This window comes from Pseudogulbenkiania subflava DSM 22618, assembly GCF_900177275.1.
Taxonomy (GTDB): Bacteria; Pseudomonadota; Gammaproteobacteria; order Burkholderiales; family Chromobacteriaceae; genus Pseudogulbenkiania; species Pseudogulbenkiania subflava.
Genome location: NZ_FXAG01000005.1, coordinates 45,822 through 64,514 on the forward strand (window position 1 = coordinate 45,822; position 18,693 = coordinate 64,514).

Here is an 18,693-nt window from a genome sequence, read left to right on the forward strand (position 1 = left end):
AACGCGGTCGGGCAAGGCGACGCCGTAGTGTCCGCCATCTCGGGGTGGGCCAGCCGCCTTGGACGCTTGCGGGTCGCGACCACGCTGGTCGACGGCGGCGGCGATGAAACCAGCGAGTGGTGCGCGGCGGGTCTTCATCCGTGCCGGGCATGCGCCCGGTGCCGTCGCCCGGCATGGTAGAACCAGCGCTTGGCCGCCTCCGCGCCGCACAGGTAGACCAGCGTCAGCGCCGCGATCAGCAGCAAGAGTTCCGCCGGCGGCGCGACGAAGCCAAGCAGCTCTGCCAGCGCGGTGAACGGCAGCAGCACGGCGGCCCCGACCACCGCGAGCGCGGTTCCCGCCAGCCACGGATTGGGCCGGCTGAGCCAGGGGGCGGCACGGGTGCGGATGACGAAGATCACCAGCACCTGCGTGGCAATCGATTCGATGAACCAGCCGGTGTGAAACAGCGCCTCCTGGGCATGGAATACGCGGAGCAGCAGGTAGAAAGTGAGAAAGTCGAACAGCGAACTCACCGGCCCCAGCGTCAGCATGAAACGCAGGATGAAGCCGGCGTCCCAGTCGTGCGGGTAGCGCAGGTAGGCGGCGTCGACGTCGTCCAGCGGGATCGGAATTTCCGACGTGTCGTAGAGCAGGTTGTTGAGCAGAATCTGCACCGGCAGCATCGGCAGGAAGGGCAGTGCCAGCGATGCCCCGGCCATGCTGAACATGTTGCCGAAGTTCGAGCTGGTTCCCATCATGATGTACTTCATCACGTTGGCGAAGGTACGGCGTCCCTCGATCACGCCGTCGTGCAGCACGCCGAGATCGTGTTCGAGCAGGATCATGTCGGCGGCGTCCTTGGCCACGTCGACCCCCGAGTCCACCGAGATGCCGACGTCGGCGTCGTGCAGCGACGGCGCGTCGTTGACGCCGTCGCCAAGAAAGCCGACCACGTGCCCGCGGCGGCGCAGCGCGCGCAGAACGCGGCTCTTCTGCGGCGGCGAGACGCGGCAGAACACGTCGGTGTGCTGGGCTTGTGCCGCCAGCGCGGGGTCGTCGAGCTGGTCGATCTGCGCGCCGGTCAGTAATGCCTTCACCGGCAGGCCGACCTGGGCGCAGACGTGACGCGTCACCCACTCGTTGTCGCCGGTCAGCACCTTGACGTGGACGTGGCTGCGCCGCAGTTCCTCCAGCGCGGTCGCCGCGCTGGCCTTGGCCGGGTCGAGGAAGGCGGCAAAGCCGCACAGCACCAGCCGGGTTTCGTCGTCGACCACGGCGTGCGCATGGTCCGGCGGCACGGCGCGCCACGCGATCGCCAGCACGCGGAAGCCGTCGCGGCTCAGCGCCTCGAATTGCGCCAGGGCGCGCTCGCGCGTGGCCTCGTCCATCGACCGCACCACGGGCGACGAATCCGGTGAGCCGGTTTCGACCTCGGTGCACAGGCGCAGCATGTCCTCCGGCGCGCCCTTGACGATCAGCAGCCGTTCTCCTGCGTGCTCCACCAGCACCGAGACGCGCCGGCGTTCGAAACCGAACGGCACCTCGTCGATCTTGTTCCAGCCGCCGATGTCGATTTCCTCGTGGTGCAGGATGGCGTCGTCGAGCGGACTGCGCAGACCGGATTCGAAAAAGCTGTTGAGGTACGCCAGCTGCAGCACGCGTGCGCTGTCGTGTCCCAGCAGGTCGACATGCTGTTCGAGGCGGATCGATGCCTCGGTGAGGGTGCCCGTCTTGTCGGTGCACAGCACGTCCATGCTGCCCATGTCCTGAATTGCCGCCAGCCGCTTCACCACCACCTTCTTGGCCGCCATGCGCAGGGCGCCGCGCGACAGGGTCACCGATATGATCATCGGCAAGAGTTCGGGCGTCAGTCCCACCGCCAGGGCGACCGCGAACATGAAGGTCTGATGCACCGGGCGGTGCGCCAGCGTGTGCACGAAGACGATAAACAGTACCAGGGCGAAGGTCATCTTGATGATGAGTTGGCCGAAGCGGCGGGTGCCGAGCTCGAACGCGGTCGGTTCGGCCGGTGTGCGCAAAGTATCGGCAATCCCGCCCAGAAAGGTGGCCGGCCCGGTATGGCAGATCATCAGCGTGGCGCTGCCGCTCAGCACCGACGACCCCATGAACGCCGCGTTGACGGCATCGGCGATCTCGCGCGCCTCCGCTGTCAGCTCCACGGCATGTTTTTCGACCGGGTACGACTCGCCGGTGAGCATCGACTGGCGCACGAAGAAGTCGCGCGCCTCGACGATGCGCCCGTCGGCCGGAACCAGGTCGCCCGCAGCCAGCTGTACCAGATCACCCGGAACGAGCTGGGCTGCCGGCCGTTGCACGATGTGGCCGTCGCGCAGCACGCTGGCGCGCAAGGCCACCGATTCGCGCAAGCGCTCGGCCGCGTTGCCGGCGCGGTGCTCCTGCACGAAGTCCAAGGTCACGCTGCCGATCACGATCAGGCTGATGACGACAAAGCTGGTGACGTCGCCCAGTTGGGCCGATACCGCGCTGGCGGCCAGCAACAGCAGCACCAGGGGGTTGCGGAAGTGGGCCAGGTACTCCAGCACCGGGTGGCGCCGCCTCCGGGCGCGCAGCACGTTGTCGCCGTATCGCGCCCGCCGTGCCAAGGCGGCAGCCTCCGACAGGCCGCGTTCGTCACCACCGAGTTCGGTCTTGAGGGCGCTCAGCGGTCGGGTCCAGAACGGCACCAGCGGTGCTTCGGACGGTTCGTGCAAGGCGAGTCCTTGGGTGTGGTTGGCGGGTAGGCAACGGTGGCGTCGACGGGCGGGCGTCATCCTTCCTCATTGATAGTAGTGCACGACCTGTGTCGTGCCGTACTTCGCAGAGGCCGGCCCACTCGTGGCGCCGAGGCTTCGGCGCCGACGTTGCCAGTACGATTTGAATTCGTCTAATTTTCAAAAACAAACACAGCACTTTTCGCTTCAGCCGCTCGGCATGATCCGACCAACGACAAAAAACAGAGAAGAACCAAAAAGGGGGAGCTAACGGTGAACGCTGGACATAAATTGCGCTTGAAGTGGCTCGGCATCGACACCTACCAGGAGGCCGTGATCTACATGCGGCGCGACTGCGAGGTATGCCGCTCGGAGGGGTTCGAGGCGCAGTCGCGCGTGCGCGTGGCGCGCAACGGCGTGGAGATCGTCGCCACGCTCAATGTCATCGATTCCGACCTGCTTGCTCCGCATCAGGCCAGTCTGTCTTCGGCGGCCTGGCGTCAGCTGGACGGCCGTGAAGGTGACACCATCCGGGTCCGGCCTCTGCCGCCGCTGGAATCGCTGATCGCCTTGCGCAGCAAAATCTACGGCCATCGTCTGAACGATGAGCAGATGTACTGCATCATCGAGGACGTGGCGAGAGGGCGCTACCCCAACATCTATCTGGCCGCATTTGTCGCGGCCTGCGCCGGCGGCCGCCTGGATGCCGACGAGACCGTATCCCTGACGCGCGCCATGGTGAATGTGGGGCAACGCCTGGATTGGGGCAGCGCCCCCGTCGTCGACAAGCACTGCGTCGGCGGTTTGCCCGGCAATCGCACCACTCCCATCGTGGTGGCGATCGTGACCGCAGCCGGGCTGATCATGCCCAAGACCTCTTCCCGTGCCATCACGTCGCCGGCGGGCACGGCCGATACCATGGAAACCCTGGCTCCCGTCGCCCTCGATCTGCCGGCCATTCGCCGTGTCGTCGGGAAAGAGGGCGGGTGCATCGTCTGGGGCGGCGCCGTCAACCTGAGCCCGGCCGACGATATCCTGATCCGCGTCGAACGCCCGATGGACCTCGACAGCGAAGGCCAGCTGGTCGCCTCCGTACTGTCCAAGAAACTGGCCGCCGGTTCCAGCCATGCGCTGATCGACATTCCCGTCGGGTACACGGCCAAGATACGCTCGCAGCACGCGGCGACCATGTTGAAAACCCTGCTCGAATACGTGGCGGGGAACCTCGGGTTGGCCATTCAGGTGGTGTTCACCGACGGCAGCCAGCCGGTCGGGCGGGGGGTGGGGCCGGCCCTGGAGGCCCGCGACATTCTGGCGGTATTGCGCAATGAAGCCGATGCGCCGGTCGATCTGCGTGAGCGCTCGCTGACGCTGGCGGGCACCCTGCTCGAGTTTTGCGGCACCGCCGCGATCGGCACCGGCGTGGCCCATGCCCGGCGCCTGCTCGATTCGGGTCAGGCGTGGGCCAAATTCGTCGCCATTGCCAACGCCCAGGGCGGTTTGCGCACGCCTCCTGTTGCTCCCCATACTCACCCTGTCTGCGCCGTGAAGGCTGGCCGCGTTACCGCCATCGACAATCGCCTGGTCAGCCGGGCCGCCAAATTGGCCGGTGCCCCGCGCGCGGCGTCCGCCGGCATCAACCTGCACGTGATGGTCGACAGCCCGGTTGAAATCGGCATGCCCCTGTTCACGGTGCACGCCGAGACACCGGGCGAGCTCGAGTATGCCCTCAGCTATCTGGACATACACCCTCGGATCGTGAAGGTGGAGGAGCGATGAAAACCGTGCTGCTGCCTTTGCCCGGCAACGAGGCGTTGGCCGCCGCCTTGCTGGCGCAGCCGGCACTCGCCGGCCAGGCGGAGGGCGGGGAGCTGCTGGTCCGCTCCTTCCCCGATGGAGAAACCCACCTGCAGCTGTTGTGCGACGTGGCTGGCGCCAAGGTGGTTCTGGTCGCCACGCTGGACCGCCCCGACAGCAAGCTGCTGCCCTTGTTGTTCGCCGCTGCACTGGTGCGCGACTACGGCGCGGCGGAGGTTGGCCTGCTGGCGCCTTACCTCGCCTATATGCGGCAGGACACCCGCTTCCATCCCGGAGAAGGCGTGACGGCGCGCTATTTTGCCGAGACCTTGTCGCCACGTCTCGACTGGTTGGTCACGGTCGACCCGCACCTGCATCGGATTGCCCGCCTGGAACAGGTCTACCGCTGCGCCACGCGTGTGGTCCATGCCGCGCCTGCCATGGCCGAGTGGATCGCTGCCAACGTGCCCATGCCGCTCTTGATCGGCCCGGACGAGGAAAGCAGGCAATGGGTCGCCGAGGTCGCGGCCTTGGCCCAGGCTCCCTATCTGGTCCTGAGCAAGACCCGGCATGGCGACCGGCAGGTGGAGGTGTCCCGTCCCGACATAACCCGCTTGTCCGGTCACACGCCGGTCTTGGTCGATGACATCGTGTCCACCGCCCACACCATGGCCGAAACCTTGCAGCACCTGAGGCAACTCGGGGCCAACCCGGCAGTCTGCGTCGCCGTGCATGCCATCTTCACCGCGGGAGCCGTCGACCTGCTGACCGGTGCCGGGGCCGCACGGGTGGTGAGTTGCAATACGGTGGTCCATCCCAGCAACGCCATCGCGCTCGAGCGTTGGCTGGCCGAGGCGATTCAGTCGATGCCAGTAGGATGAAGAGCAGGATGCCTTACGCCCTTCCATAAGCCATGAGGCTATGCAACGTGGCGAGGAAAGCGCGCCAAACGACGGGTAGATGGTCGTGGCCTCGCTGCATCGGGCTGTGAAGAAGGCTTATTTCCCGGCGGTGGGATGCCTCGCCGCCATGGCCCTTTCCATCCGCCGATCAGGCACCAACCACAGCAGGGCGACGCCGACGAAAATAATCATCCCGCCATGGGGGTAGTCCAGGCCGGCAGTCACGATACCTAGCAGGTAGAGCACTGGTGACGCTTTACCCTTCAGATCCCGCCCGATGGCGCGTGCCAGCAGACTGTCCGGCCCGTGATGGCGGATCAGGCAAGTCTGCAACATGTTGTAGGCCACCGCGCACAACAGCAGATTCAGGCCATAGAGCATGGTCGGCCAGCGTGCAAAATGATTCTCGCCCATCCAACCCGTGGTAAAAGGCAGCAAGGACAGCCAGAACAGCAGGTGGAGGTTCGACCACAAAACAGCGCCGTTGACACTCTTGGTGGCGTGCATCATGTGATGGTGGTTGTTCCAATAGATGCCGACGTAGATAAAGCTCAGCACGTAGCTGATGACGACCGGCCACAAGGGCAGCAGGGCGGAGAGCGATTCTCCATGCGGTACTTTGAGTTCCAGCACCATGATGGTGATGATGATGGCCAGCACACCGTCGCTGAACGCTTCAAGCCGATTTTTTTCCATGGCACCCGGTATCAGGAAGAAGGATAAGGGACGAGCCCGCCAACAATGAGCGGTTCCGTGCTTGAGCATACCCTGAGCCGCCCTGGCTTCTCCAGTTGCTTTGTGTCGATATGAGCATCGGGCCTGCGGACTCTCCTTTCCGTGCTTGCGCTCTTGCCCGACCGGCGGACGGCTCTCCTGGCGTCACCACTCACGATGACGCAATTTGGCCAGTCAGGTACCGGTCAGGACAAGAGAGCTAGCCCGGCATGCCTTACAACGGTAACCGTGCAACCTTGCTCGGTCCCGCCTGGCAGGTCGCACTGTGCCGAACAAATCGTGTTTGTCGGGACAGTAGCGTGGTTTGCCTTGCCGTTGGCTGGCTACAAGGAATGAGAAAAGCCAGCTAAATTTCCCTGCCTATAAAAAACGACTGCCATGACAGGCAGCAATGGTCTGCGCCCGCGTTTCGCGGGCCAAACCATCAAATGCAGCACCAAAGGAGACGTAGTGTGAGTTTGCAAGAAGAAGTGCTGCCTTTTCCCGCAGCAGGCGGTGCCCGGACGCACGTTTCCGGGCAAACCCAGGACCTGCATCGCAACCTCACCTGGAGGGATGCGTTCTGGGTGACCAGCGGCGTACCTGCCGGCGTGCTGTTCACCATCGGTGGCGTGTCCTCCACCATTGGCCAGCCAGCGTGGATCATCTGGATTCTGGCCATCCTGGTCGGATTCGCGCAGTGTTTTACCTATGCCGAAATCTCCGGGCTCTACCCGCACAAGTCGGGTGGGGCATCGGTGTACGGCGCACTCGGCTGGGTCCGCTACAGCAAGTTCGTGGCCCCGGTATCGGTGTGGTGCAACTGGATCGCCTGGTCGCCGATGCTGGCGCTCGGTACCAGTCTGGCTGCCGGCTACATGCTGAGCAACCTGTTCCCGGCCGACGCCGCCATCAACACCTGGCAGGTCACATTGCTGGATCTGGGCTTCATCAGCAAGGACCTGACGCTGCGGATCAATTCCACCTTTGTCCTGGCGGTAATCTTCCTGCTGATCACGTTCAAGTTGCAGCACAGCGGCGCCTCGGCCGCCGCCCGAACCCAGCGCATTCTCGGCATCGCTTCGCTGACGCCGCTGGTGGTGATTGCACTGGTTCCCCTGTTCACCGGCGACATGCCCTCGACGAATTTCCTGCCGTTGCTGCCACTGATGCATGACGCCACCGGCGCCTCGGTGATGGGAAGCTGGAACGCCGCCGGCATCAGTACCGCAATGGGCGCGATGTTCCTTGCCTGTTGGTCGACCTTCGGCTTCGAAACCGCCGTGTGCTACACCCGGGAGTTCAAGAACCCGCAGCAGGACACCTTCAAGGCGATCGTGTCGTCGGGGCTCTTGTGCCTGTTCATGTTCATCGCGGTGCCGATCGCCTTTCAGGGTGAACTGGGTCTCTCCGGCATGCTCGCCCCGGCCATTGTCGATGGCTCGGGTGTCGGCGCCGCCATGGCCAAGTTTGTCGGTGGTGGAGTGGTGGTGTTCAACGTCATCGTGGTGATGCTGGTGATGTCGATCCTGCTGATTGTGATGACGTCGATGATGGGGTCGTCGCGCACCCTGTACCAGGCATCGGTTGACGGCTGGCTGCCGAAATACCTGTCGCACGTCAACGAGCACGGCGCCCCGACCCGCGCGATGTGGACCGACCTGGTGTTCAACCTGTTCCTGCTGTTGATGTCGAACTACATGGCCGTGCTGTCGATCTCCAACGTCTGCTACATGATCTTCGTGTTCCTCAACTTGCAGTCTGGCTGGATTCACCGCCTCGACCGTGCCGACTGGCCGCGTCCATACAAGTGCGCCAACTGGCTGCTGGCACTGGGCGTGCTGTGCGGTTATCTCGACCTGGTGTTCGTTGGCGCCGGCGCCAACTTCCAGGGCGAGAACACGCTGCGCAATGGGCTGATTGCCACTTTCCTGATCGTGCCGGTGTTCATCTACCGCCATTACTGGCAGGACAAGGGGCAGTTTCCGGCGTCCATGCGCAAGGACATGGAGTTACCGCACGCCCGCGCCGGCGTCCTGCCGTACCTTTCCCTTCTGCTGGCGGTTGTGGTGGTCTGGGTTTCGGCCAAGCTGACGGTCATCGTCTAGCCGGTGGTTGGCGGTAGAGGTTGGGGGCGCGTCTTCCATCCTCTGCTGCCGGCTTTGCTGCAAGGGGGCAGCGACCGTTACCCATAGGGGGTGATGGCGAAGCACTGTCGCCATGACTCGTCCTAGCTGTTGCCAGCCTGCTGCTGAGCGGCGGCTTCGCGCAGCTTGTCTTTCTTGCTCTTGCGTTTGCCCTTGATGCCTCCGTTGCCGGCTTGTTCGGCGGTGTGGCCTGCGCTAGCGACGTTTGCGGTGACGGTTGGCTCGAAACCGGCAATCTGTTCGCGCTGCAGCCGTACCTGCTGGCGCTTTTCGATCAGCTGGAAATGGGCGGCGCAGTCGGCGCTGATGAAACTGATGGCTTCACCGCTAGCACCGGCCCGGCCGGTACGGCCGATACGGTGGGTGTAGTCCACCGGCGAGCGTGGCAGATCGTAGTTGACCACCACCGGCAGGAGGGGAATGTCGATGCCGCGAGCTGCCACGTCGGTGGCCACCAGGACCTGCAACTGTCCCAACTTGAGATCGGCCAGTACTTGGCCGCGCTGTCCCTGGCTGCAATCGCCATGCAGGGCCGCCGCACGGATGCCGGCACGTTGCAGCTTGCCGGTTACACGGTCGGCAGCCTGTCGGCTGGCCACGAACACCAGTACTCGATCCCACCCATGCGTCTGCAACAGGTGGCGCAACAGCATGGTGCGCTGGCCTGCGTCCACTTCGATGGCGCGCTGGCGGATATCCGGTGCAGTGGTGGCGGTCTGCGCAATGTCGATATGCAGAGGCTCGCTCAGGAGTTGTTCCGCCAGGGTGTGAACGGCGGGTGGAAAAGTGGCGGAAAACAGCAGGTTCTGTCGGTAGGGTGGCAGCAAGGCCAGCAGGCTGCCCAGTTCGTCGGCAAAACCGAGGTCGAGCAGACGGTCGGCCTCGTCTAGTACCAAGGTGCTGACGGTGGAAATATTCAGTGCATTGTGCGCGATCAAGTCCAGCAGCCGTCCGGGGGTAGCCACCACGATGTCGGCACCGCCGCGCAGGGCCATCATCTGCGGGTTGATGGAGACGCCGCCATAGACCACGGCAACTTTCACGCCCCGTGGTAGGGACAGGGCCAGTTCGCGCAGGGTGTTGCCGACCTGAACCGCCAGTTCACGAGTGGGCAGCAGGATCAGTGTCTGGACCTGACGTCGCGAACCCGGGCGACTCGCCAGCCATTGCTGCAGCAGCGGCAGGCAGAAGGCCGCTGTCTTGCCGGAGCCAGTCTGCGCGGTGGCCAGTACATCACGGCCCTGCAAAATGGCAGGAATGGCGGCGCCCTGGATGGCGGTGGGGGCAATGTAGCCCTGGCTGAGGGCGGCTTGGGCCAGTGATGGTTGCAGGCCCAGAGAAGTGAATGGCATGAATGATCAAGAGCATAAGTGTGAGGGCCTTGCGGCCTGGGGCCGCAGGAGTATCGGCTGCCCCAGCCACGCGGTCAAGGAAGGCGTGGCGTGGCGGCTGCCGGTGTGCGCCCAGATGGCGGCGCTTGCTTGTCAGGGGGCAGTAGGTGGCTGGGGATCGATTGCCAGTCACTCATCCTGCCAGCGGGAAGTGCCATTTGTGAGTAATATCTGGGCTCGCCATCAAGTAAAGCAATCTGCACATGCAAACAGAAGTCGAAGAAAAGCTTCGCTACGCCCTTGTGACCTCGGTCCAGTTGCCGGATGTCAGTGATGCCGAGTTCGAGGCCTCGCTCACCGAACTGAGCGAGTTGGCCAAGACGCTGGGTTTCCAGGTGGTGCAGACCTTTGTTCAAAAGCGTAACAGCTTCGACCGCACGGCCTATCTGGGCGTGGGCAAGCTGGAAGAAATCAGCATGTTCGTCAATCGAGGCATCCGCAACGACGAACTGGAAGAAGAACCTCAAGAGCTGGACCCCAGTACTGTCGAGTTCGACGTGCTGCTGGTGGACCACGAAATCTCGCCGTCGCAGGCGCGCAATCTGGAACTGGCCATTGGTTGCGAGGTGATGGACCGCACCATGGTCATCCTGGAGATTTTCCATCGCAATGCCCGCTCGCGCGCGGCACGCGCGCAGGTGGAAATCGCCCGTCTTGGCTATATGGCTCCGCGCCTGCGCGAAGCGGCCAAGTTGGCCGGTCCGCAAGGCCGGCAGCGCAGCGGTACGGGTGGTCGTGGTGCCGGTGAATCGCATACCGAGCTGGACCGTCGCAAGGTCCGTGATCGCATCGCCGAGCTGCAACGCGAAATCATCGCCATGGAACTGGAGCGCAAGACCCAGCGCGCGCGCCGTCTGGAACGTCAGGGCCAGGGCCTGGGCGGGGTGTCACTGGTGGGTTATACCAATGCCGGCAAGTCCACGCTGATGCGGGCGCTGACCGGCAGCGAGGTGCTAGTGGCCAACAAGCTGTTCGCCACGCTGGACACCACGGTGCGTGCCCTCCACCCGGAAAGTGTGCCGCGCGTGTTGGTCAGCGATACTGTCGGCTTCATCAAGAACCTGCCTCACGGACTGGTGGCCTCTTTCAAGTCGACGCTGGAAGAAGCGCTGGATGCGGCGCTGTTGCTGCATGTGATTGATGCCAGTGACCCCGGTTTCCAGCGCCAGCTGGAAGTGACCGACGAGGTGCTGCAGGAAATCGGCGCCGACGAAGTGCCGCGCATTTGCGTGTTCAACAAGATCGACCATGTTGGTGATGAAGCCGAGCAGGCTGCCTGGACTGCCGAACTGCAGGAACGCTATCCGGGCTGCGTGGTGATGAGTGCGCGTCGTCCGGAAGAAGTGGCCAGCCTGCACGCGGCCATCGTCTCCTTCTTCCAGCGGGATCTGGTGGAAGACGAGCTGCTGCTGCCGTGGTCGGCTCAGCAGTTGCGCGGCGAAATCTACAGCCACTGCCAGGTGCTGGATGAGCGTGCCGAGGAAGAGGGCAGCTGGTTCCGCGTGCGTGGCGAGCCGGAAAGACTGCGCAGTCTGCACGAGCAGCTCAATCCCGGCTCGCAGGGCCGGGAAAAGGAATATTGGGAAGTCTGAGGCGTGGTTTAAGCAGCGCCTGAGCCAAACCGCTCAGGCCTTTCCCATGGCCAGCCGGGGGCGTTGTTCCAGAAGTAAGCGAACCGGTAGGGGTCCGCGAACTTCGGTAGGCTTACCGCATGAGTAAAGCAAAACGTAACTTTACAAGGTTACGCCCTGCTTTGGTGTATTTCTCAACTGTATGAATAAGGTTTTCAATAACTTAGAAAACCTACTGTAGGGATGCAACGTTAGTGAAAACTTCCTGCCTTGCCAAACAAGGCTTTTTTCATTTTTGTGTGCTTGCAACGAAGCCGAATAGACACAGCGTTCCTGAAAACCCCAATCTTTCTGCAAAGTTGTTGAAAAAGCCTGTTAGTTGCAGGGATGACTGCAACAGCAGGCCGGCATGCTCATCCAGCGACTTGTCGTCGAACCCCTACACGTTTTTGACCGGTTTCACCTACGCCCCAGCGCTTCTAACCACGATAACGGCGTGCGGCCAACTTCTGCATACTGCTCACTCCATGAAAGTTTCATCCACTGGCGGGGATTTTGCCCGCCCGCGTTTGCCAACAAGATGTCAGAAGAGAGGGGTCAGACCATGCGTATTTTTGACACCGAAACATTGACTACACCGACGCCCGTCCGCGCTTTGCGTCCTACGCGCCTGTTCGTCGTCGAGGATTCCGATGTTGTGCGCGCACTGTGGCGTTCAGTGGCTGCCAGCATTCCGGGGCTGTTTCTGGCGGGGGAGTTCAACTGCGCCTCTGCCACCATCGCCGCGATCAGGCGGGCACCGCCCGACGTGCTCTTGCTGGATATCCACGTCAGTGAAAGCGAGGGCATGGAAATACTGCGAGTAATCGCCGACGAGTATCCAATGACGAAAGTCATCGTGGTCAGCAATTGCGCGGACCTGACCCATCGGCGCTATGTCGCCGAATATCCGATGTCGGAAGTCATCGTGGTCAGCAACTGCACCGACCTCGCGCATCGGAAATATTTCACCAAGGCCGGCGCCTATGCCTTTTACGACAAGGGCCACGGACTGTGCGCCATGCGTTGCATGCGCTGCATGCTGGAGGGCCTCGCCGGACAGATCGACACCACGCCCAACCTGCAAAGAGAAATCCCGAAATGGAGGCGAACGGTCTATGGAACACACCACTAAAGAACACGACGTATGGACTTTGCTGCGGCATATCCTGACGCATGGCCTTATCACCTTGCTTGCCGTGGCCATTGCGTTTGCCACGCCGGATGCCGCGCGTTACATCCTGTATGTATGGTGGCCTCGGATGGAACTGAATCCGAACGTGCTGCTGGCCACGGAAATCCTGCTCGCCTCCATCCTGACGGTATTGTTCAACCTGTGGAAACGCGCGTGGGACAACCATCGCCGCCTGGCCAGCGCCAAGATGGCTTCCCTGGTCTTCACGCGGCATCCCCGCAAGAGTTGGCTATCGGCCCTGCACGAACGCCACCTTGTGCGGTCCTTGCCGGTGGCACGCGACGTCTGCATTCTCTCGCTGACCGGGCACGATACCTTGATCGACCCGGAAAGCCTGCTGAAGGATGTACTCTCGACCGCGTACGAGATACGCGTCATGCTGCTCAACCCGAACAGCGAGGCGGCGAGGAAGCGGGTCGAGTCGCTGCCGGGAGAGGTCACGCTGTCGACCTTTCAAGAAGAAATGACCGCCAGCATTGCCCTCCTGGACGAGTGTCGGAAAGCAGGCAAGAAGGTATCGCTGAAGTTCTACGATCATGACCCGTTCTGGAAGCTTGTCGTCGTCGACGATTGCGTCTGGGTACAGCATTGCCATGCCGGCCGTGCGCTGAAGGACCAGCATGAGTACGTGTTCGGGCTGCAACATGCCGACCCGGGGCAGGGGCTGTTTGTGCCGTTTTATACCTACTTTCTCCACAAGTGGAACGAGGTGGGGCACTGGGAGTACGACTTCGATGCCGGTGAGCTGGTCCAGCGGGATGCCGCCGGCAGCGAAACCGGGCGGACTCCTCTCGGGCTCCCTCCTGCCGAATCGTTGCCACTGCCGGCCCCCCTTTATCGGCGTCTCGCGTCAGCAGAAATCCTGGCCGGGTAGTCGTCGCACAGGGCGCTCGGAGCCCTAGGTCAACAGACCATGTTCGAGCGCATAGCGGGCCAGCTTCACGTTGCTGTCCAAGCCCGTTTTTTCCAGGATACGGGCCCGGTAAGTCGTGATGGTACTCGGGCTTAAATGCAGGATTTCCGCGATGCGGACCAGCTTTTCGCCCTCTGCGAGCAGCTTCAGGACTTCCAGTTCCCGGTCGGATAGCGCCTCGTGGGGGGCGGTTTCCTTCCTGCCGAGAGTCTCGGCCAGTTTCTCGGCCAGTTCAGGACTGATGTGCTTGCCGCCGCCGGCGGCCTTGCGTACGGCGGCCACCAGAGTGCCTGCCGCAATATCCTTGGTGAGATACCCCGCGGCGCCATACTTCATCGCGCGTACCGCATAGGCATCGATCGAGTGCATGCTCAGCATGAGCACTGCGATATCGGGCTTTTCTGCGTGTATTAACTTGAGTAGTTGAAGGCCATTCTTGTCGGGCAGGCCGATATCGATCAGCGCCACGTCGAAGTCGTTCTCTCGCACCTGGCGCATCGCGTCTTGTGCCGTTTCCGCCTCGCCGGTCACGGTGATGTCGTCCACGGTCTCCAGCATGCGCCGCACACCGTTACGGATGATGCTGTGATCGTCGACCAGCAAGGCTCTGATACTTTTGTCGCTCATCTGAATATCCCCAGGACACCTGATGAATGCAAGGCTGTGCGCTTGCGCCATTCCACCATACCCCCACCACCAGTAAGGGGCAAGGCATGAAACGGGGTGCTGCCTTCTATCCGGGGGTGGTCATCAAGTCTTGCTAATATTTTGAAAATAAAGCCTTTGTTTTGTGGCCCGAGAACACCCTGCTGTTTGTTGCGTCAAAGGCAATCCAGGAGCGTGATGTGCGAGAGCGTCAACGCTGAACAGCTGGCGCCTTCCGGCAACGCGACTATGGCGACGGCTGTGCACGCCCTGGGTATCGCCCCCAAGCGCGACATCCATTTTGATGGGACAGAACCATGATGACCAAGACGGCTTCGATGGAAGTTTTGGACATGAACACCTTGCTGACAACGCTGAAGGCCTTTCGCCGGGGTGACTTCACCACGCGCATGCCGGAAGACTGGACCGGCATGCCGGGCAAGATCGCCGATACGCTCAACGAGATCATCGACATGGCGGCCGATACCACGGCCGAGTTCGAACGCGTAGCGCGCCTGGTCGGCAAGCAAGGCAAGGTCGAGGAGCGTATCGAGTTGCCGATGATGAAGGGCTCGTGGCGCAAGATCGTCGACTCGAGCAACGCGCTGGCCGACGATCTGATCAGCCCGATGAACGAGATGATCCGCGTCATCGGCTCGGTGGCCGAGGGCGACCTGGGGCAGCAGGTGCCGATGAATCTCGACGGCCTGAAACTGCGTGGCCAGTTCCTCACGTCCGCCCAGATCGTCAACACCATGGTGACACGGCTGGGCTCTTTCGCCTCCGAGGTAACCCGCGTGGCGCGTGAAGTCGGTACTGAGGGGATACTCGGCGGCCAGGCCAAGGTAAGCGGCGTGTCTGGCACCTGGCGCGACCTGACTGAGTCGGTCAACGGCATGGCGGCCAACCTGACCACCCAGGTGCGCAACATCGCGCAGGTGACTACGGCGGTGGCGCGTGGCGACCTCGGCAAGAAGATCACCGTCGAGGCCAAGGGAGAAATTCTCGAGCTCAAGAACACCATCAACACCATGGTCGATCAGCTCTCGACCTTCGCCGACGAAGTGACGCGGGTGGCGCGCGAGGTGGGCACTGAAGGCAAGCTCGGCGGCCAGGCCAGGGTGACCGGCGCGGGGGGCCGCTGGAAAGATCTAACCGACTCGGTCAACAGCATGGCGGCCAACCTGACCAACCAGGTGCGCAACATCGCCGACGTGACCACGGCGGTGGCCAAGGGCGATCTCGGCCGCAAGATCACCGTAGAAGCCAAGGGCGAGATCGTGGAACTGAAGAACACCATCAATACCATGGTGGATCAGCTCAACAGCTTCGCCGCCGAGGTAACCCGCGTGGCGCGCGAGGTCGGCACCGAAGGCAAACTCGGCGGACAAGCGGAGGTGCGCGGCGTGTCTGGCACCTGGCGCGATCTGACCGACTCGGTCAACAGCATGGCGGCCAATCTGACCAACCAGGTGCGCAACATCGCCGACGTGACGACGGCGGTGGCCAAGGGCGACCTTGGCCGCAAGATCACCGTGGAAGCCAAGGGTGAGATCGCCGAACTGGCCGACACCATCAACAACATGACCGATACCTTGGCGCTATTCTCCGAGCAGGTCACCTCGGTGGCACGGGAAGTCGGCGTCGAGGGCAAGTTGGGCGGGCAGGCCAACGTGCCCGGCGCGGCCGGCACCTGGCGTGATCTGACCGACAACGTGAACAACCTGGCGGCCAACCTGACCAACCAGGTGCGCGCGCTTGCCGACGTGGCCACCGCCGTGACCAAGGGCGACCTGACCCGCAAGGTGCAAGTGGAAGCCAAGGGCGAGGTGGCGGAATTGAAGGACAACGTCAACGAGATGATCCGCAACCTGCGTGATACAACACGGCAGAACGCGGAACAGGACTGGCTCAAGACCAACCTTGCCAAATTCACCCGCATGCTGCAGGGCCAGCGCGACCTGGTGGCGGTGTCGAAGATGGTGCTGTCCGAACTCGCCCCGCTCATCAACGCCCAGCATGGTGTGTTCTACATGATGGACGAGGGCCAGACCGATCAGCCGAAGCTCAAGCTGCTATCGGCCTACGCATACAAGCATAATATCAATGTGAACGACGAATGGCGGATCGGCGAGGGCCTGGTCGGACAGTGTGCCTACGAGAAGCGCCGCATCCTGATAACCGATGTCCCGAGCAATTACGTCGCCATCTCCTCCGGGCTGGGCGCAGCCGCCCCACTCAATATCATCGTGTTTCCTATCCTGTTCGAGAACCAGGTCAAGGCCGTCATCGAGTTGGCCTCGTTCAAGCCGTACAGCGTCATTCATCAGACCTTTCTCGATCAGTTGGCCGAATCGATCGGCATCGTGCTCCATACCATCGAGGCCAATATGCGCACCGAGGAGCTGCTCAAACAGTCGCAACTACTGGCGCAGGAGTTGCAGAGCCAGCAAGAGGAATTGAGACAGACCAACGAGGAGCTGGCGCACAAGGCTCGTCTGCTGGAAGAGCAGAAGGCCGAGGTCGAGCGCAAGAACCGCGAGGTCGAGATCACCAAGCTGTCGCTGGAAGAGAAGGCCGAGCAGCTGACACTGACCTCCAAGTACAAGTCCGAGTTTCTGTCCAGCATGTCGCACGAGCTCAGAACGCCACTGAACAGCCTGCTGATCCTGGCCCAGCAGCTCAGCGACAATGCCGAACACAACCTCACGGCCAAGCAGGTGGACTATGCCAAGACCATCTACAGCGCGGGCAAGGACCTGCTGGAGCTGATCGACGAGATTCTCTATCTGTCCAAGATCGAGTCGGGCACGGTCAGTCTGGATCTGGGCGAAGCATCGTTTGCCGATCTGCACGACCAGATCGAACGCACCTTCCGGCCTGTTGCCGAAAACCGGGCTCTGGGCTTCACGATCGAACTGGCGCCGACCTTGCCGCCCTCGATCTGGACTGACGAGAAGCGCCTGTTGCAAGTGGTCAAGAACCTGCTGTCCAACGCCTTCAAGTTCACCGAGAAAGGCGGTGTCAAGATCGGCATCGCGCCCGCCATGGCCGGGTGGAGCGCTGATCACATCGGCTTGAACCGCGCCGAGGCGGTAGTGGCCTTCGTGGTTTCCGATACTGGCATCGGCGTCTCCAGCGACAAGCAGAACCTCATCTTCGAGGCATTCCAGCAAGCCGATACCGGCACCTCGCGCAAATACGGCGGCACAGGCCTCGGTCTGTCGATCAGCCGTGAACTGGCCCGTCAACTGGGCGGCGAGCTGCGGCTGATCTCCAGCGAAATCGGCATAGGCAGCACCTTTGCCCTGTTCGTGCCGCAGCGTACCTACGATGCCCAGCGCCCGGCGCTGGACGAATCATCGGTCGAGATCGGCCAGGGGCAGGGCAGGCGCGACCTCTCCCCCCAGCCGGTGCAGATCGTCGACGACCGCGAATCCATCCAGCCTGGCGACCAACTGCTGCTGATGCTGGAGAACGACGCCGAATTCGCCGGCAATCTGCTTGATGCCGCGCACAAGAACGGCTTCCGGGGCGTTGTCACGACCCGCGGTACGGAGATACTGGAACTGGCCGAGCGCTTCAAGCCGGCCGCCCTCATGCTGGACCTGGATCTGCCGGATATCGATGGCTGGTCGACTCTCGAACAGTTCAAGCGCAACTTCGCCACGCGTCACATTCCGGTCCAGATCATCGTCGCCGACGATGACCGTAGCCGTGGACTGCGCTACGGCGCGCTCGCTTGCCTGGTCAAGCCGGTCACGGCCGACGAGATTCGGCAAGCGCTGTCGGGCCTCGTGAAATTCGCGCAGCGCAAGGCGAAGAATCTGCTGGTGGTCGACAGCGACGAGGAACGTTGCACCCGTCTTGCCGAACTGGTCGGCGGCGATGGGGTGCAGATCGAGGCGGCCGGCACTGGCAGCGCCGCCTTGAAAAGGCTGAGCAAGAAACGCTACGACTGCATGGCGCTCCATCTCAAACTGTCCGACATGTCCGGCATCAAGCTGCTCGAAGCGCTACGGGAGAGCAACGCGACGCGCGATATGCCGGTCATTGTCCATGGCATGGAAGAACTGACGAAACCGGAACGGGCACATCTCCGGGCACTGGCCGGCAAGAGCGCCATCAAGGAGGTCCAGTCGCCCGAACGCATGCTGGACGAAACGGTGCTGTTTCTGCACCGCGCCGTCGCTACGCTGCCGCCGCACCAGCGCACGATGCTGGAAAAACTCTATGAGGGCCCGGATGGTCTCGAAGGCAAGAAAGCTTTGGTGGTGGACGACGATGTGCGCAATATCTTTGCGCTCACCAGCGTGCTGGAGTCCAACAAGATGCAGGTGACCTCGGCCGAGAACGGCCGCACCGCGATCGACCTGTTGCAACAGCAGCCCGATACCGACATCGTCCTGATGGACATCATGATGCCCGAGATGGATGGCTTCGAAACTATGCGCCAGATACGCACCATCAAACGATTCGAAGCCCTGCCCATGATTGCCCTGACCGCCAAGGCGATGAAAGGCGATCGCGAAAAGTGTATCGAAGCGGGTGCGTCCGACTATGTCAGCAAGCCGGTGGATACCGCGCAACTACTGTCGCTGATGCGCAAATGGCTCTATCGCTGACTGGCATCGGCACGTTGAACAACGTGCCTGGATGAATCCG

Annotated in this window: 11 protein-coding genes; 7 read left to right on the forward strand and 4 right to left on the reverse strand. The window is 62.5% G+C overall.

Translation table 11 applies throughout. From position 1 onward, the window contains the following. Window positions 1-134 precede the first annotated feature (134 nt). Entirely contained in the window at window positions 135-2,714 is a 2,580-nt protein-coding gene (gene mgtA / locus B9N72_RS06280; protein ID WP_085275581.1) for a magnesium-translocating P-type ATPase, read from the reverse strand. A 273-nt stretch (window positions 2,715-2,987) separates the two neighbouring features. On the opposite strand from mgtA, the gene B9N72_RS06285 reads away from it, so the two are divergent. Further along, complete coding sequence (locus B9N72_RS06285; protein ID WP_085275582.1) at window positions 2,988-4,493, forward strand: thymidine phosphorylase family protein; 1,506 nt, start codon at window positions 2,988-2,990, stop codon at window positions 4,491-4,493. Further along, a complete protein-coding gene (locus B9N72_RS06290; protein WP_085275583.1) occupies window positions 4,490-5,392 on the forward strand; it encodes a ribose-phosphate diphosphokinase in 903 nt (300 codons plus the stop codon). The genes B9N72_RS06285 and B9N72_RS06290 overlap by 4 nt, the downstream gene beginning before the upstream one ends. Before the next feature lie 117 nt (window positions 5,393-5,509). Here B9N72_RS06290 and B9N72_RS06295 read toward each other — a convergent pair whose 3' ends face one another. Beyond that, a complete protein-coding gene (locus B9N72_RS06295) occupies window positions 5,510-6,109 on the reverse strand; it encodes a TMEM175 family protein (RefSeq protein WP_085275584.1) in 600 nt (199 codons plus the stop codon). 491 nt (window positions 6,110-6,600) lie between these two features. On the opposite strand from B9N72_RS06295, the gene B9N72_RS06300 reads away from it, so the two are divergent. Beyond that, window positions 6,601-8,235 (forward strand): trimethylamine N-oxide permease, encoded by a 1,635-nt coding sequence (locus tag B9N72_RS06300; protein ID WP_234985893.1) that lies wholly within the window; start codon window positions 6,601-6,603, stop codon window positions 8,233-8,235. 122 nt (window positions 8,236-8,357) lie between these two features. On the opposite strand, the gene B9N72_RS06305 is transcribed toward B9N72_RS06300, so the two are convergent. Continuing rightward, a complete protein-coding gene (locus B9N72_RS06305) occupies window positions 8,358-9,626 on the reverse strand; it encodes a DEAD/DEAH box helicase (protein ID WP_234985894.1) in 1,269 nt (422 codons plus the stop codon). A gap of 242 nt (window positions 9,627-9,868) precedes the next feature. Here B9N72_RS06305 and hflX point away from each other — a divergent pair, with 242 nt between their 5' ends. From hflX to B9N72_RS06320, 3 genes are all read left to right on the forward strand, one after another. After that, entirely contained in the window at window positions 9,869-11,257 is a 1,389-nt protein-coding gene (gene hflX / locus B9N72_RS06310; protein ID WP_085275585.1) for a GTPase HflX, read from the forward strand. A 583-nt stretch (window positions 11,258-11,840) separates the two neighbouring features. Further along, entirely contained in the window at window positions 11,841-12,410 is a 570-nt protein-coding gene (locus B9N72_RS06315) for a response regulator (protein WP_085275735.1), read from the forward strand. After that, the gene (locus B9N72_RS06320) at window positions 12,394-13,344 is read left to right on the forward strand and encodes a hypothetical protein (protein WP_085275586.1); all 951 of its coding nucleotides are present in this window, start codon (window positions 12,394-12,396) and stop codon (window positions 13,342-13,344) included. The genes B9N72_RS06315 and B9N72_RS06320 overlap by 17 nt, the downstream gene beginning before the upstream one ends. A gap of 24 nt (window positions 13,345-13,368) precedes the next feature. Here B9N72_RS06320 and B9N72_RS06325 read toward each other — a convergent pair whose 3' ends face one another. After that, the gene (locus B9N72_RS06325) at window positions 13,369-14,010 is read right to left on the reverse strand and encodes a response regulator (protein ID WP_085275587.1); all 642 of its coding nucleotides are present in this window, start codon (window positions 14,008-14,010) and stop codon (window positions 13,369-13,371) included. A gap of 335 nt (window positions 14,011-14,345) precedes the next feature. Between B9N72_RS06325 and B9N72_RS06330 the strand changes: the two genes are divergently transcribed. Then, window positions 14,346-18,653, forward strand: coding sequence for a response regulator (locus B9N72_RS06330; protein ID WP_085275588.1), 4,308 nt, complete (start codon window positions 14,346-14,348; stop codon window positions 18,651-18,653). Window positions 18,654-18,693: the final 40 nt, after the last annotated feature.

What these genes read in the sequence shown, in the direction of transcription:
- B9N72_RS06290 (WP_085275583.1), top strand. Translation starts at nt 4,490, where the DNA reads ATGAAAACCGTGCTGCTGCCTTTGCCCGGCAACGAGGCGTTGGCCGCC.
- B9N72_RS06295 (WP_085275584.1), bottom strand. Translation starts at nt 6,109, where the DNA reads ATGGAAAAAAATCGGCTTGAAGCGTTCAGCGACGGTGTGCTGGCCATC.
- B9N72_RS06305 (WP_234985894.1), bottom strand. Translation starts at nt 9,626, where the DNA reads ATGCCATTCACTTCTCTGGGCCTGCAACCATCACTGGCCCAAGCCGCC.
- hflX (WP_085275585.1), top strand. Translation starts at nt 9,869, where the DNA reads ATGCAAACAGAAGTCGAAGAAAAGCTTCGCTACGCCCTTGTGACCTCG.
- B9N72_RS06315 (WP_085275735.1), top strand. Translation starts at nt 11,841, where the DNA reads ATGCGTATTTTTGACACCGAAACATTGACTACACCGACGCCCGTCCGC.
- B9N72_RS06320 (WP_085275586.1), top strand. Translation starts at nt 12,394, where the DNA reads ATGGAACACACCACTAAAGAACACGACGTATGGACTTTGCTGCGGCAT.
- B9N72_RS06325 (WP_085275587.1), bottom strand. Translation starts at nt 14,010, where the DNA reads ATGAGCGACAAAAGTATCAGAGCCTTGCTGGTCGACGATCACAGCATC.
- B9N72_RS06330 (WP_085275588.1), top strand. Translation starts at nt 14,346, where the DNA reads ATGATGACCAAGACGGCTTCGATGGAAGTTTTGGACATGAACACCTTG.